The 14751-nt window shown below is 72.7% G+C and carries 12 protein-coding genes; 3 read left to right on the plus strand and 9 right to left on the minus strand.

Annotated elements, in window-relative coordinates; translation table 11 throughout:
- Nucleotides 1-3: 3 nt before the first annotated feature.
- Nucleotides 4-1017, minus strand: a complete 1014-nt coding sequence (gene ligD, locus AS594_RS06095; RefSeq protein ID WP_069930310.1) for a non-homologous end-joining DNA ligase — start codon at nt 1015-1017, stop codon at nt 4-6.
- Between the two features lie 95 nt (nt 1018-1112).
- Here ligD and AS594_RS06100 point away from each other — a divergent pair, with 95 nt between their 5' ends.
- A complete protein-coding gene (locus tag AS594_RS06100) occupies nt 1113-2189 on the plus strand; it encodes an ATP-dependent DNA ligase (protein WP_069926045.1) in 1077 nt (358 codons plus the stop codon).
- Between the two features lie 13 nt (nt 2190-2202).
- On the opposite strand, the gene AS594_RS06105 is transcribed toward AS594_RS06100, so the two are convergent.
- Complete coding sequence (locus tag AS594_RS06105) at nt 2203-3645, minus strand: FAD-dependent oxidoreductase (RefSeq protein WP_069926046.1); 1443 nt, start codon at nt 3643-3645, stop codon at nt 2203-2205.
- A gap of 175 nt (nt 3646-3820) precedes the next feature.
- On the opposite strand from AS594_RS06105, the gene AS594_RS06110 reads away from it, so the two are divergent.
- A complete protein-coding gene (locus AS594_RS06110) occupies nt 3821-5905 on the plus strand; it encodes an MDR family MFS transporter (protein WP_069926047.1) in 2085 nt (694 codons plus the stop codon).
- 17 nt (nt 5906-5922) lie between these two features.
- Here the strand turns inward: AS594_RS06110 and AS594_RS06115 are convergent, their stop codons facing one another.
- From AS594_RS06115 to AS594_RS06145, 7 genes are all read right to left on the minus strand, one after another.
- On the minus strand, nt 5923-7041 hold the full coding sequence (locus tag AS594_RS06115) for an HTTM domain-containing protein (protein ID WP_069926048.1): 1119 nt from the start codon (nt 7039-7041) through the stop codon (nt 5923-5925).
- On the minus strand, nt 7038-7664 hold the full coding sequence (locus AS594_RS06120; protein ID WP_069926049.1) for a DUF5819 family protein: 627 nt from the start codon (nt 7662-7664) through the stop codon (nt 7038-7040). The genes AS594_RS06115 and AS594_RS06120 overlap by 4 nt, the downstream gene beginning before the upstream one ends.
- 72 nt (nt 7665-7736) lie before the next feature.
- Nucleotides 7737-8795 (minus strand): PucR family transcriptional regulator, encoded by a 1059-nt coding sequence (locus AS594_RS06125; protein WP_069926050.1) that lies wholly within the window; start codon nt 8793-8795, stop codon nt 7737-7739.
- 154 nt (nt 8796-8949) lie between these two features.
- Nucleotides 8950-10926 carry an NAD-binding protein gene (locus AS594_RS06130; RefSeq protein WP_069926051.1) on the minus strand — a complete coding sequence of 659 codons (1977 nt, stop codon included), beginning with the start codon at nt 10924-10926 and terminating at the stop codon, nt 8950-8952.
- A gap of 225 nt (nt 10927-11151) precedes the next feature.
- Nucleotides 11152-11841, minus strand: a complete 690-nt coding sequence (locus tag AS594_RS06135; protein ID WP_069926052.1) for an endonuclease — start codon at nt 11839-11841, stop codon at nt 11152-11154.
- On the minus strand, nt 11838-12200 hold the full coding sequence (locus AS594_RS06140) for a DUF3140 domain-containing protein (protein ID WP_240508951.1): 363 nt from the start codon (nt 12198-12200) through the stop codon (nt 11838-11840). The genes AS594_RS06135 and AS594_RS06140 overlap by 4 nt, the downstream gene beginning before the upstream one ends.
- Nucleotides 12201-12358: 158 nt before the next feature.
- On the minus strand, nt 12359-12808 hold the full coding sequence (locus tag AS594_RS06145) for a YchJ family protein (RefSeq protein ID WP_069933336.1): 450 nt from the start codon (nt 12806-12808) through the stop codon (nt 12359-12361).
- 147 nt (nt 12809-12955) lie between these two features.
- On the opposite strand from AS594_RS06145, the gene AS594_RS06150 reads away from it, so the two are divergent.
- Nucleotides 12956-14749, plus strand: coding sequence for a hydroxysqualene dehydroxylase (locus AS594_RS06150; protein WP_069926055.1), 1794 nt, complete (start codon nt 12956-12958; stop codon nt 14747-14749).
- Nucleotides 14750-14751: the final 2 nt, after the last annotated feature.

Consider the following 14751-nt stretch of genomic DNA (forward strand, 5'->3'; position numbering starts at 1 on the left):
GGCTCACGCGTCCTCGTGCTTCGCCCTGCTCGGCGCGACCCGCTTCGGCTCGCCCGGCATCTTCGGGTAGTCCGGCGGGTACGGCATGTCGCCCAGGCCGTGGTCGTGTTCGTCGCGTTGGGCCAGCTCCAGCAGGCTCTCCAGCCCGAATGCGTGGTCGTCCATGTCCGCGTGTACGTCGCCGAGCTCGGCGAACCGCACGGGCATGGTGGCGATGTCGAACGCGCGAGGGTCGGCCTCGTCCAGCTCGTCCCAGGTCAGGGGCGCGGAGACGGGAGCGTGCGGGCGCGGCCGTACGGAGTACGCGGAGGCGATGGTGCGGTCGCGCGCCGTCTGGTTGTAGTCGACGAAGATCTTCTCGCCCCGCTCCTCCTTCCACCAGGCGGTGGTGACCCGCTCGGGCATGCGCCGCTGAAGCTCGCGGCCGACGGCGATGGCGCAGCGGCGTACCTCGGTGAACGTCCACCGGGGCTCGATCGGCACGTACACGTGCAGTCCGCGGCCCCCGGAGGTCTTGGGCCAGCCGCGCAGGCCGTGCTCGTCGAGCAGCGCGTGGAGTTCGTGCGCGGTCCTGACCGCGTCCGCGAAGTCCGTGCCGGGCTGGGGGTCCAGGTCGATGCGCAGTTCGTCGGGGTGCTCGGGGCGGTCGCGGCGTACCGGCCAGGGGTGGAAGGTCAAACAGCCCAGGTTCGCGGCCCAGAGCACGGCGGCGGTCTCGGTGGGGCACATCTCGTCGGCGGTGCGGCCGCTGGGGAAGGCGATCCGGGCGGTGGGGATCCAGTCGGGGAGGTTCTTGGGGACCCGCTTCTGGAAGAAGGACTCGCCGCCGACGCCCTCGGGGAAGCGTTCGAGGGTGGTCGGGCGGTCGCGCAGGGCGCGGGTGATCCCGTCGCCCACGGCGAGGTAGTACTGCGCCACGTCCCACTTGGTGTAGCCGGACTCGGGAAAGTAGATCTTGTCCGGACTCGACAGCCGTACGGTCCGCTCTCCGGCATGCAGCTCCACCGCTTCACCCATGTCCGCCACGCTAAGCCGGTCGGGCTTTTGCCGCACACCGGGACACACGGTGTCCATGTCGGGCGATCCGGTGCGAACAGTCGCAGAATCGAGCCATGGATCTCCCGGTGATGCCACCCGTGAAACCGATGCTGGCCAAGGCCGTGGCCACCATCCCGCCTGGGCCCGGCATGCAGTACGAGGCCAAATGGGACGGGTTCCGCGCGATCGTCCACCGGGACGGCGACGAGATCGAGATCGGCAGCAGGACGGGAAAGTCGCTGGTCCGCTACTTCCCGGAGCTGGTCGAGTCGCTGCGCGCGGCGCTGCCGCCCCGCTGCGTCGTGGACGGCGAGATCGTGGTCGTCCACAACGGCCGGCTCGACTTCGACCGCCTGAGCGAGCGCATCCATCCGGCCGACTCGCGCGTGCGGACGCTGGCCGAGCGGACGCCCGCGAGCTTCATCGCGTTCGACCTGCTGGCCCTGGACGACGAGGCCCTGCTCGACGCCCCGTTCGGGTACCGGCGCAGCGCGCTGGCCGGGGCGCTGGAAGGCGCGCCGCCGCCGGTCCACCTGGCGCCCGCGACGACGGACATCGAGGTGGCCAGGGAGTGGTTCGAGCACTTCGAGGGGGCGGGTCTCGACGGGGTGCTGGCCAAGCCGGAGTCCATGCCGTACCGACCCGACACCCGCCTGATGTACAAGATCAAGCACGAGCGCACGGCGGACTGCGTGGTCGCCGGCTACCGGTTCCACAAGACCGGCGCCGTCGTCGGCTCGCTCCTGCTCGGCCTCTACGACGACGCTGGCCGCCTTCAGCACGTCGGGGTGTGCGCGGCGTTCCCGATGCGCCGCCGCCAGGAGCTGATCGACGAGCTGGGGCCGCTGCGGATGGAGTCGCCGGAGGCGGAGGGCCACCCGTGGGCGGCCTGGACGGACGAGAGGGCCCACGAGAGCTCCCGGATGCCGGGCGCCCCGAGCCGCTGGTCCGGTAAAAAGGACCTGTCGTGGGTGGCGCTGCGTCCGGAGGCGGTGTGCGAGGTGGCGTACGACCACATGGAGGGCGACCGGTTCCGGCACACGGCCAGGTTCCGCCGGTGGCGTGAGGACCGTACGCCCGAGAGCTGTACGTACGCCCAGTTGGAGGAGCCGGTGAGCTACGACCTCGCGGACGTCCTCGGGACGCGGTGACGCGGAGCCGGGCTCAGGGGGCGGTGATCTTGTCCCACTCCCGGCGGTCGGGGCCGGCCGCGCTCGGCAGGTAACCGGGGTGCGCGGCCAGCCACGCCTCCACCCGCCGCCTGACCTCGGGGGCTCCGTACGCTTCGGGGGGCGGCGCCACGAGGTGCCGGACCCTGGCGCGCGCCCGCATCACTTCCGGGTCCTCCTGGGCGCACTCGAAGAGCGCGGCCATATGCCGGGCGGGGCCCGCCGTGAACTCCCGGGCGGCGAAACGCTCGCCGATCGCGCGGTCCGCCGTGACCTGGAAGTCGAACCACGGCTTGAGGGTGCGCAGGGCCCAGGCGTAGTGCTCGGCGACGAAGTCCGGGGACCCGGGGGCCGGGCGGGGCTCCCTGCCGTGGCCCCGGTCGCGCCCCGCGCCCGGGTCCGTCTCCAGGGCGAGCCGGCGGGCCGCCCACAGCGCGAGCGACATCCCCTGCCCGATGGTCGGGTTGGTGTGCGTGACGGCGTCACCGACGCCGACCATGCCGGTGGCGACGGGTCCCTGTTCGTCGACCAGGGCGCTCCAGCGGTTGTCGAGGCCGGCGGTCGCGAGCACCGGGGAGAGCGGCCGGGCTCCCAGCTCCAGCCACGCCTCCCCGGGCGGAAAGGTGCGGGCCGCCGCCTCGAAGACGGCGGGGTCGCGCAGGGCGCCACGCGTCGGGTCCTCGGTGTGCACGAAAAGGGTGACGGCGAACAGGCCGTTGTCGGCGGGGAAGACGGCGCAGCCGGCGAAGCTTCCTCCGGAGACGGTCCAGGGCCGGGAGGGGCCGTCCGTACGGCCGGCGGGCAATTGGTACCAGCGGCAGAAGTACGCGATGCCGGTACGGTGGCGCTCCACGACCGGGGGGCGGCAGCCCGCCGCGGTCAGCCACTCCCCCGAGGCGCACCGGCGGCCGCCCGCGTCGATCACCAGCTCGGCCTCGTACGCCCCGAGGGGTGTCCGTACGCCGCGTACGCGCGGCGGCGCGCACGACGGGTCGACGAGCAGCCCGGTGACGGGCTCGCCGTAGCGCAGGGCGGCGCGCGGCTCGGCACGCAGCGCTTCGGTGAGCGCCGTCTCGACGACGATGCGGCGCGCCTGGACCATCACCAGGTGCTCGTCGCCGGCGCGGGCCGGGGGCCGTTCCTCGAACCAGTCCAGCTCGTGCCGTTCGCGGGCGCCGAGCCGCATGATCGTGGCGTAGACGTCGGGGGCTTCGGCGCGGAGCACGGAGCGGGCGGCGCCGAGCATCAGGTGCGGCTGGGCGGCCTGGGGTACGCCGGGGCGCCGCCAGCCGAAGAAGTCCTCGTCCAGGGCGGAGCGGCTGCCCCCGGGGGCGCGGGCGTCGCGTTCGAAGACGGTCACCCGGTGGCCGCGCCGGGCCGCGAAGAGCGCGGTCGCGAGTCCTCCGATGCCGCCGCCGATCACCGCGAAGTCCGCCATGCCGCCCCCCTCAGCCCGGTGTGCCCACCCGTCGCTGAAGCCTGCCCAGTACGAGGACCCATGACCCCGTCGTGGTGCACCGGGCCCTGTGGGGAAATGGTGTGCGCGGCGCCGCCGTACGGCGTACGGACCGTCAGCGCGTGCGTGTCGTACTCGCCGGTGTGAGGGTGCAAGGGTGACCACCACCCGCGAGACCAGCCCGGCCACGGCCCCGGTACCCGCACGGGCGGCGGCCTCGGCGCCGCCCGTGCTCGACCGCCGGCAGCGCAACATCGTCTTCGGGACGATCATGCTCGGAATGCTGCTGGCCGCTCTGGACCAGACGATCGTCGGCACCGCCCTGCCGACCATCGTCGCGGAACTCGGCGGCGCCGAACACATGTCGTGGGTGGTCACCGCCTACCTGCTGGCGGAGACCGTCGCCACCGTCCTGGTCGGGAAGTTCGGCGACCTGTTCGGCCGCAAGCTCGTCTTCCAGGTCTCGGCCGTCGTCTTCATCACCGGTTCGTTCCTGTGCGGCCTCTCCGGCAACATGACCCTCCTGATCGCCTGGCGCGCCCTCCAGGGCGTCGGCGCGGGCGGGCTGATGGTCACTTCGATGGCGCTGATCGCCGACGTCATCCCGCTGCGCGAGCGCGGGAAGTACCAGGGCGCGATCGGCGCGGTCTTCGGCGTCGCCACCGTCATCGGCCCGCTGCTCGGCGGCCTGTTCACCGACCACCTGACGTGGCGCTGGGCGTTCTACGTCAACGTGCCGATCGCGATCGTCGTGGTCATCGCCGCCGCCCGCAACATCCCCGCGGTGCGCTCGGCTGCCCGCCCGGTCATCGACTACCTCGGCATCGCGCTCGTGGCGGTCGGCGCGAGCGCCCTGATCCTGGCGACCAGCTGGGGCGGCAACGAGTACGCCTGGGGCTCGGCCGTCATCATCGGCCTCTTCGCGGGCGGCCTGATCGCGCTCGCGCTGTTCTGTTACGCCGAGACGCGCGCCGTCGAGCCCATGCTGCCCATGCGGCTGTTCTCGAACCCGGTCTTCACCGTGTGCTCGATCCTCAGCTTCGTCGTCGGCTTCGCGATGCTCGGCGCGATGATCTTCCTGCCGACGTATCTCCAGTACGTCGACGGGGACTCCGCCACGGTCTCGGGCGTCCGTACGCTCCCCATGATCGTCGGGTTGCTCATCGCGTCCGTCTTCAGCGGCAACGTCGTCAGCAAGACGGGCACGTACCGGATCTTCCCGATCGTCGGCTCGCTCGTCATGGGCATCGGCCTGCTCCTGCTGTCCCTGATGGACACCGGCACCAGCACCTGGCTGGAGTCGCTCTACATGTTCGTGCTGGGCGTCGGGATCGGCCTGTGCATGCAGGTCCTGACGATCGCCGTGCAGAACACCGTCGAGTACTCCGACCTCGGGACGGCCACCTCCGGCGTCACCTTCTTCCGTACGCTCGGCATGTCGTTCGGCACCGCCGTCTTCGGCACCATCTACGCCAACTCCCTGCGGCCCAACCTGACCGCGGGCGTCACCGAGGCCGCCCGCGCCGGCGGGGCGGACCCGGGGGCCCTGACCGGGGCCGCGCAGAGCCCGGAGGGCGTGCACGCGCTGCCGCCCGCGCAGGCGGAGCCGATCGTGCAGGCGTACGCCGACTCGCTGCACACGGTGTTCCTGTGGACGGTCCCGGTCGCGGTCGTCGGCTTCGTGGTGTCGCTGTTCCTCAAGCAGGTCAAACTGCGTGACACCGCCCGCGCCGGGTCCACCGACATGGGTGAGGGGTTCGCGTCGCCCATGTCGGGCGATTCGGCCAAGCTGCTGGAGCTGTCCGTCGCGCAGATCCTCCGCGCCAAGGGGCCGGACACGGCTCGGTGGATCGTCAGCGGCTCCGACACCCGGCTGGACATCGCGGGCGCCTGGGCGGTCATGCAGGTGGCGCTGCTGACCCGCCTCGTCGGACACGCCAGCCTCGGGCTGATCGCCGCCCGCCGCAATGTCCCGCCGGAGGTGCTGCTGCCGGTCTTTGACCGGATGGTCGACGAGGGCTACCTCACCCGCGACGGCAACCTGCTCTCGCACACCCCGGCGGGTGAGCGGGAGGCCGAGGTGATCGGCGCGGCCTGGGGGCGGTGGCTCGGCGACCAGCTGGAGATGGACGGCGGCCGGCCGGGCAACGAGGAGCTGATGGCCGCCGTCGACGCGATCGCCAAGCGGCTGCTCGTCGAGGACCTCGCCCAGGGCGAACTCCTGGGAGCCGGCCGCCGCTGAACCGGACCGCTCCGGCGTTACGCCGTCGAACCGACCCCGGCGTCCGCCGCGTTCCTGGGTGGCGGAACGGGCTCCGGCGGCTTCGTCTCCTCCTCCGGAGCCGCCCGCGCCGTGCGGACCAGCCGCGACGCGGCGAGCCAGAAGGTGGTCGGCAGGAACACCAGGTCACCGACGATCGTGATGGCCGAGAACATCGGCAGCGCCATCAGCAGGCCGATGCCGATGTGCGTGCTGAGCATGATGACGAGGATGCAGTACTTGAGCCGCCGGTTGAACACCAGCGCCGGGAACAGCATCTGCGAGAAGACGGTGACGTAGGCCATGAGGGCGGCGAAGGTGCCGTGACTCGCGACCCAGGCCGAGAGCTCGGGGAAGGTCGAGAAGTCGTCGTACATCATCGAGTAGTAGAGAGCCGTGCCGTTGCGCCACGATTCGCCCTGGATCTTGTACATGGCGGCGGAGGCGTAGATCACCATGACCTGGAGCGCGATCATCGCCATGCCGCCGTTGTGCAGGACGGTGACCAGGCGGCGGCGGAGTTCCTCCGTCTCCTCGCCCCAGAAGACGAACCGCGACCCGGCTGCCTTCTTCCCCTCCTTCGCCCTGCGGGCGCGGCGGCGGGCGTCGAGCGACCAGTGGCGGCCCGAGGCGATGAAGAGCAGGAAGTTGGCGAACAGCAGGCTCAGCAGCGCCCAGCCGCTGTTGGCCATCGACCCTCGGATGTAGAACGCCACCACGAGGAACCAGAAGAGCACGGTCACCGCGCGGGTGCGCCAGCCGAGCATCAGCAGCGCGCTGGCGACGACGGCCAGCGCGTACCAGGCCCAGAAGACGAGAGCGCTGTCGGTGACGAGGAGCGAGTACCACCAGGAGAACGCGCCGTCCAGGCCGCGTGCCTCCATGGTCCGCTCGAAGAGGTCGGCCGTGAACGGGGAGCCCGGCCCCCACAGACGGTCGGCGCGTACCGATTCGCGGAGCAGGTGGATCAGGTACAGGCCGCCGAGGCCGATACGGATCGCCGCCGCGCTGTAGGGCGCGAGCGGCTGGAGGGTCAGCTTCCGGGCGGTGTCCCGGACCTGGCGGCCGAGGCCACCGGCGGACTCCAGCCCCAGGGAGAGTGCTGCGCGTACGGTCATGGCCGGACCTTCCAGTATCCGAGGGTCTCGTACCGCGGGCGCGTGTCGGCGGCGTCGCCCGGGGTTCCGGGCGGCGGTATGCGGGTGCTCTTCAGGCGCAGCTGTACGGCCTGTCCCGGCTCCTCGCCCATGTCGTCGAGCCGCACCAGGACGACGTTCAGCAGATAGCGCGCGGAGCGGCCGGTGGCCCGGTCGGCGTTGGCGCGTGCCGCGTTGGTCCGGTACTGGGACACGGCCCGGCGCAGGACGAGCTGGTCCTCGATGCTGGGGAGCAGTTCACCCCGGTACGCGGCGTTGTCGTGCGCGGTGAGGTCGATCCACGGGCCGAACTCACCGTCGTCGTTCGCGCGCACTTCGAGGTGCTGGTTGTACTTGGAGGGCTCCGGGGCGAAGATGCTCCAGTCCTGCGGGAACAGCGGCCGCATCCACCCGTTGACCTGCTGGGAGTAGGCCCTGGAGAGCGGGAAGTCCGTGGCGACGTAGAGCAGCAGCATGCTCGAATGAACGAGCGCGACGAAGGCGACAAAAGCCGCGAACCACCGGACGATCCCGCGCCGCGACGCCCCGAGAGGCGTGCCTCTGGGAGCGAGTGGGTCGGGCGGCGGTATGACGGACTCGGCCACTCTGGTTCTCCTCATGGTGCCCACGGATCACAACGGCGCCCAGGGTATCGACCCGCGCGCCGGCCCCCCGCGTCAGATCTCCTTGGCGGGCCATTCCAGCAGCCGGGCGCCGATCACCGCCGTCTGGAGGGTGTAGCGGTGCATGGGGTCGGCCGGGTCGGACCCCGTGAGCCGGTGGATGCGGTCCAGCCGGTAGGTCAGCGCCCGTACGCTCAGGCTGAGCCGGCGCGCGGCCTCCGCCGACACGCAGCCCGCGTCGAAGTACACGCTCAGCGTCTCCAGCAGCGGTTCGGCGCCGCCGCGGGCGCACCGCAGCGGTCCCAGCGCGCTGAGCACCAGGTCCGCCATCGCCTGCCGGTCGCGAGTGAGGACCGGGAAGACCAGGAGGTCGGCGGCGCGGAGCACCGGGCTGTCGAGTGCCATCCGGTCGGCCAGTTCGAGGGCGTTCAGAGCCTCTTCGTACGAGTGGACCACGCCGCCCGCGCCGGGGTGCGCGCGGCCGATCGCGACCCGGCCGCCGTCCGTGGCCGCGTGGGCCTGCTTGGCGAAGTGGTTGAGGACGTCGGTCTGGTCGCCGGGCACGATGCAGATGAGCCGGCCGTCCTTGGTGGCGAGCAGGATGCGGCGGTCGCCGAAGCGGCCGAGGAGTTCGCGGTCCACCCGGCGGGTGACGTGGTCGGTGTCCTCGTACGCCTCCGGCCCTTCGGCCACGGCGACGGCGTGGGCCTGGGACAGGCGCAGGCCGAAGCGTTCGGCGCGGGCGACGAGGCGGCCGAGGTCGCTGCGGCCGTGGAGGAGATCGTCGATGAACTCGCGGCGGGCGGCCTCCTCCTGGCGTACGGCGAGCCGCTGGGCCCGCTCGTAGCCCTCGGCGAAGGCGTCGACGACCTGCTCCACCGCCGCGAGCACCCGGTCCGGCGCCGCCGACGCCCCGGGCCAGGCGGCGCGGGTGGCGGCCAGGTGGCGCCCGACCAGCGCGCGCAGGCCGTGCCCCGCTTCGGCGGCCTGCTCCCCGAGGGCGCGCCGCGAGTCCAGCTCGTCCCTGGTGAGACGGCGGCCGGTGGCGGAGACGTCCGCCAGGATCCGCGCGTACCCGGCCAGATACTCCTCGGATATTTCGGCCTCTGTCACACGCTTCCCCGGGTTCCTGACGCCTTCTCGATGGGTCTCGATGCGTCTTGGTGCTTGTGGATGCCTGTAGCTGTGCCGTTGACGGCCCCTTGACGGCTCCTCGACGCGGCCACTCGGCATGACAGGAGCATAGGGACCGGGCCGCACGGCGCTGTCAGCGCGACGCCGAGCCGGTGCGCGGCGCGGGCGTACGGCCCAGGAGTTCGGCCAGGCCACGGCGGGTGGCCGCGAGGACGACGCGGTCGTCGGAGCGCAGGACGTAGCCGGGGTGCAGGTCCCACACCAGGCGCGGCGGTCGTCCCGCGCCCCGGCCCCCGGCGTCGCCGCCGTCCTCGTCGGCGGCGCGGGCGGAGCCGAGGTCGTCGCGGCGGCCGTCGGGGGCCGCGGTGTCCAGGGCCAGGAGACGCCACGCACCGGAACTGAACGCCTCGGCGACCGTCCGGCCTTCGAGCTGCGGCAGGCCCGCCACTTCCACGGCGGCGAAGAGCAGCACCGTACGTTCGACCGGTATGGCACCGAGGATCTGACGGCCCATCATCGCTCCGGCGAAGGCGGGTGCCGCGAGGTGGGAGACGCTGCGGCTGCGGGTCAGGGCGCGGGGGTGGGCGGCGCGCAGGGTGCGGTAGACGGCGGTGGCGAAGTCGTCGTCGTACAGGCGCAGCGCCACGCGCAGGTCGGCCTTGACCGAGCGGCCGTACAGGGCGGCTTCGAGGTTGGTCGTGTCGGCGCTGGTGAGGGCCAGCATGGCGTGCGCGCGGTGGATCTTGGCGGCTTCGAGTACACCCTCCTGCGTGACGTCGCCGATCACCGTCGGTACGCGCAGGCGGCGGGCGAGCGCGATGCCGCGCGCCTCGGGGTCCTCCTCCACGCACACCACCGGGATGTCGAGTTCGCGCAGCCTGGCCAGTACGCGGGTGCCGACCTTGCCGAGGCCCAGCAGGACGACGTGGCCGGAGAGTCCCCGGGGCGGGCGGCGCAGTCCGGAGGCGCTGCGCAGGGCGCCGAGGGCCTGGAGGACGGCGGCGACGAGCACGGGCAGCAGCAGCATCCCGGCCAGTCCGGCGAGGAGTTGAAGGATCTGACGCCCGGGCGGGGCGCCGACCGCCGGGTCGTTGATCGCGAAGAGGTCCAGCAGGGTGACGTACGCGGCGTGCAGCGGATGGTCGCCGGTGGTGAGCCAGGACGCGACGGCGAGCCCGAGTACGGCGGCCGCGATGCCGGAGATCGCCCACCGCAGCCGGCGGGAGAAGAGTTCGGAGAGCGGAAGGCCCCGACCGGCGAGCGGGCCCGGCGGCGGCGTCGTGCCGGTGTGGGAGATCGCTTCGAGCACGATGGTGCCCCGGCCCGTGGCCTCGGCGACACTGCGGTCGTCGGGCAGCAGACGCGGCGCCTCCTCGCCGCTGCGGTCCGATCCCTCGGCGCCGGCGGGGTCGGTGGTGGTGGAGGAGAGCAGGGCGAGCGTGCAGATCCCGGGGTCCGCGACCTCACCCCGGGCCGGTGGGTTGCGTTCCACGGCGCGCAGGAGCAGTCCGTCGGCCTGGACGACCTTGCTGGTGCCCGCGACGGCGGTGGCGGCCAGGGCGGGGGCGGCGGTGTCGGCGTCCGAGAGCACGGTGGTCGCGGCGTCGAGGGCGGCGGCGTCGAGTCCGGGCGAGGCAAGAGCGGCGGCCTGGTCGAGGAGCTCTTCGAGGTGCTGGCCGAGTTTGCGGTTGTAGAGCCGGATGACCAGCCGCAGACGGGGGTTGAGGCGGCGGGCGGTCAGCGCGGCGCGGATGTTGGTCTCGTCGTCGTCGTGGACGAGGGCGAGCGCGGCGGCCCGCTCCACGCCCGCCTCCGCCAGTACGAGGTCGTCGAGCTCCCATGCCTCCACCACGCGTACGGCGTCCGTGGGCCGCTCGTCCTCGGTGTCCGCGCCACGGGCGGTCGGAGGCGCGGCGCCGGTGCGGTTCACGACGGCGGACACCCGCCCGAAGAGGGCGGACGCCCGGCCCGGCCCGCGTCCTGTGAGGGGTGCGGGGGCGTGACGCGTTTCGCGGGCGGGCGGCACGAGGAGGGTCACCCGCTCCCCGTACACCTCGCGCAGTTCGGCGGCCAGCCGGTGCGCGAGCGCGTCGTCGCCGCTGACGATCATGTGCTGCTCGTGGGGGCCGTGTTGCCCCTGGTGGGGAAGTGAGGTCACGCCACCAGGGTGCCCTGTGGTGTCCTGTCGCGGTGCCCGCCAGGGAAGTTGAGCCGCCGGACGCGCGCGCGGGGCGGCTGCATCACCGGCGCCGCGCAGCGTGTCCGGGATCAGCCCTCGCCCGCGCGGCATGCCGTGTCCGGGATCAATCCTCGCCCGCGTGGCGTGTGTCCGGGGTCAGTCCTGGTCGCGCAGCTCGGCCGCGATGTGCCGGTCCAGTGCGGCCCGTACCAGCGCCGCCGCCAGCGCGGTCACCTCCCCCTCGGCGACGAGACCGGCCAGCGCGGCCGGGTCCGGGGGAAGCCCGAGGCGTTCCGCGCCCTGGAGAGCCTTCGCCCCGAAGTGCGGGGCCACCTCCGGCCACACGGCCTGGACCTCGCGCAGGAAGATGTCCGCGCCCGCCGGACCGAGTCCCGGCACCTCGCGCAGCAGGCGCCGCAGCGCCTCCGGGTCGCCGTCGGCGGCCTCGCGCAGGCGGCGCAGGTCGCCGCCGTACTTGTCGAGAACCAGCCGCGCCGCGTCTCCGAGTTGTGTCGCGGTCCGCTCGTCGTAACGGCGGTACCCGCCCTCGCCGAGGGCGTCCACGCGCTGCTGCCACGTGGCACTCTCCATGCGGCGCGCGTCGCGCATGCCCGCGTCGTTCAGCGCGCGGGCGGCGGCCACGGCGATCGGAGCCTGGATACGGGCGCTCAGCAGGCAGGACAGTACGAGCAGGCGGTAGAGCGGCTGTGGTGTGTCGCGCAGCCGGATGCCGGCCTCGGCCGCGTACGTGCGCCCGTGGGCGTCGAGCAGGTCCCGGACGGTGCGCTGCCGGCCACCGTGGCCACCGCCTCCGGAGCGGGCGCGGGCGCCTGACGCGGCGGTCATGCCGGCTTGAGGGGGTCGTGCCCCAGCGTCATCAGCCGGCGCCGCCAGACACTGTCGCCCGCCGTGGGTTCGAGGTCGGTGCGCCGCTGGGCGCTGACGGTCTCCACCACCTGCCGCATGACCGCGACGTCGTCCTCGGTGAGATCCGTGCGCCGCTTGCGCAGGATGGCGAGCACCTGCCGCCCCTTGTCGGTCCCGGCCCGCTCGGGCAGCGGCTCGCCGCTCTCGTCGGCGCCACTGGTCCGCAGCCAGTCACTCAGCTCCTGCGACGTCATGTTCACCACCCGGTGAAAATCGTCCCAGAGCGCTTCGAGTTCCAGCGCGGTGATGCCGTCCATGGCGTGCCTCCCGATGTTCATGGGTGGTGGTGCATGGGGTTCCCGGCGAACCGCCGCCATTTCGTCCGCAGTACCCCTCCCACGTGACCACAAACACCCCCAGAGCGGGACCAAGGGGACGGCGGGCTCGGGGTGCTCAAGAGCGCTGGTGCGCGAAGTCCGCTGATGGGTGAAGACCGCTAGTGGGTGAAGACCGCGTCGAGGTATACCCAGGCGCCCTCGTGACGTGTGAAGCGGCTCTGTTCGTGCAGGTCGCCGGGCTCGCCCCGGTGGGTGTAGTGGGCCCGGAAGGTGACCGTACCGGTGGTGTGGAAGGCGCTTCCCTCAGTGGTGGCCAGGATGTCCAGCCCCTGCCAGCGCATGTCCGGGTCGAGGTCGAGGCTCCGCGGCCTCGTGTCCGGGTGCCACGAGCGCATCAGGTACGCCGCGTCCCGCACGACGAACGCGCTGTAGCGCGAGCGCATGAGGAGCTCGGCCGTCGGCGCGGCGGCCGCGCCGGAGTGGAATCGGCCGCAGCATTCACCGTACGCGGCGGGGAGTCCGCACGGGCAGGGCGATGCGGCGGCGAGGGGCGTGGCGGCGGGCCGGTTCAGGGGGCGGCTCGCACCGCGTGAACTGCGTCGGGACATGTCCCCATTGTGCCTGCGACCGGTGCGGCCCTTTCGCGCCAATGTGCGCGCTGGGCCCGCACGTGCCTTCCGGGCCCTGGGGGCCGCCCGTATTCTCCTGGGCCTGACGCGACAGTTACCGCCGGTAAGGCGACAGGGGGACGGGCCATGGGAAGTTCCAGACGCACCTTCGTGGCAGGGGCCGCGGCCGCGGGCGGCGCGATCGCGCTGGGAGCGGCGCCGGTGTCGGCCGCCCCCGCGACAGCCGCCGGTGCCCGCGGCACGGGTGCGGACACCGCACCGGCCGGACAGACGGTCGCCGTACTGGGCGGCGGGGTCGCGGGCCTCACGGCCGCGCACGAACTCGCCGAGCGCGGTTTCGCCGTCACCGTGTACGAGAGGCGGGCGCTCGGCGGCAAGGCCCGCAGCATGGACGTACCGAAGAGCGCGAAGGGCGGGCGCAGGCCGCTGCCCGCCGAGCACGGCTTCCGCTTCATACCCGGCATCTACCACAACCTGCCGGACACGATGCGGCGCATCCCGTTCCCCGGCAACGCCAACGGCGTGCACGACAACCTCGTGGCGCCGCGCGAGATGATGTTCGCCCGCACGGGCCGCGAGGACCTGCGGATGCCGATTCCCTGGCCCGGCCACCAGCCGGCCGAGCTCACCCTCGACGACGTGCGCCGCGCGCTGACCGGGCTGCTCGAAACGGCCGCGAACCTCCCCGCGCACGAGAGCGCGTACTTCGTGAACCGCGCCCTGGTCTTCCTGACCAGCTGCGACGAGCGGCGCGACGACACCTGGGAGCGCACGCCCTGGTGGGAGTTCACCCGGGCCGCGCGCATGTCCAAGGACTACCAGCGCATCCTCGCCATCGGCGTCACCCGCAACATCGTCGCGACGAAGGCCGAGGAGGCGAGTACACGCACGGTCGGCACGCTCGGCGAGGCTTTCGTGCTCAACGCGCTGGGCCGGGGCGCCGACGGCCCGCCGGACCGCATCCTCAACGCCCCGACGAACGAGGCGTGGATCGACCCGTGGGTGGACCATCTGCGCGGCCTCGGCGTCGATTTCCGGGTCGGCTGGACCGTACGGGAGATGAGGTACGCCGACGGGAAGATCTCGGCGGCGATGATCGAGGACCCCGACGGCGTACGCCGGACCGTGACCGCCGGGCACTACGTCTGCGCCCTCCCGGTGGAGCACGCGCGCCCCACCTGGAACGCCGCGATGCGCGCCGCCGATCCGCAACTGGCGCGGTGCGATCGGCTCAGGACGGACTGGATGACGGGCATCCAGTTCTATCTGACGGAACGTACGCCGATCCTGCACGGCCACGTGAACTGCATCGACTCGCCCTGGTCGCTGACCGCCATCGCCCAGGCCCAGCACTGGCCCGGCCGGGACTTCGCCGCCGACTACGGCGACGGCACGGCGGCGGACTGCCTGTCGGTCGACATCTCCGAGTGGGACAAGCCCGGGATTCTGTACGGGAAGACGGCCAAGCAGTGCACCCGCGAGGAGGTCGCGCGCGAGGTGTGGGCCCAGCTCAAGGCCGCGCTCAACGACACCGGCAGGACGGTGCTGCGCGACAGCGCCCTGCACTCGTGGTTCCTCGACCCGGGGGTGGACGGCATCGGAACCCCGAACCCGACCAACGAGGACGAGCTGCTGATCCACCCCGTGGGCACGCTGCACAACCGTCCCTCGGCGGCCACCAGGATCCCCAACTTCTACCTGGCGGGCGACTACGTGTCCGTCGACATCGACCTGGCGACGATGGAGGGCGCGAACGCGTCGGCCCGCGCGGCGGTCAACGCCCTGCTGGACCGCGCCGGTTCGGCGGCACCCCGCTGCACGGTCACACCACTGTTCCGGCCGCCGGAGATCGAGTTCCTGAAGCGGCACGACCGGACGCGCTACCGGCTGGGGCTGCGGAACGCGCTCGATCTCGGGTGACG

Origin of the sequence: Streptomyces agglomeratus, from assembly GCF_001746415.1 — a bacterium.
Taxonomy (GTDB): Bacteria; Actinomycetota; Actinomycetes; order Streptomycetales; family Streptomycetaceae; genus Streptomyces; species Streptomyces agglomeratus.

Coding starts and splice junctions, on each gene's coding strand:
- ligD (WP_069930310.1), bottom strand. CDS start 1,017: ATGGGTGAAGCGGTGGAGCTGCATGCCGGAGAGCGGACCGTACGGCTG.
- AS594_RS06100 (WP_069926045.1), top strand. CDS start 1,113: ATGGATCTCCCGGTGATGCCACCCGTGAAACCGATGCTGGCCAAGGCC.
- AS594_RS06105 (WP_069926046.1), bottom strand. CDS start 3,645: ATGGCGGACTTCGCGGTGATCGGCGGCGGCATCGGAGGACTCGCGACC.
- AS594_RS06115 (WP_069926048.1), bottom strand. CDS start 7,041: ATGACCGTACGCGCAGCACTCTCCCTGGGGCTGGAGTCCGCCGGTGGC.
- AS594_RS06130 (WP_069926051.1), bottom strand. CDS start 10,926: ATGATCGTCAGCGGCGACGACGCGCTCGCGCACCGGCTGGCCGCCGAA.
- AS594_RS06135 (WP_069926052.1), bottom strand. CDS start 11,841: ATGACCGCCGCGTCAGGCGCCCGCGCCCGCTCCGGAGGCGGTGGCCAC.
- AS594_RS06140 (WP_240508951.1), bottom strand. CDS start 12,200: ATGAACATCGGGAGGCACGCCATGGACGGCATCACCGCGCTGGAACTC.
- AS594_RS06145 (WP_069933336.1), bottom strand. CDS start 12,808: ATGTCCCGACGCAGTTCACGCGGTGCGAGCCGCCCCCTGAACCGGCCC.
- AS594_RS06150 (WP_069926055.1), top strand. CDS start 12,956: ATGGGAAGTTCCAGACGCACCTTCGTGGCAGGGGCCGCGGCCGCGGGC.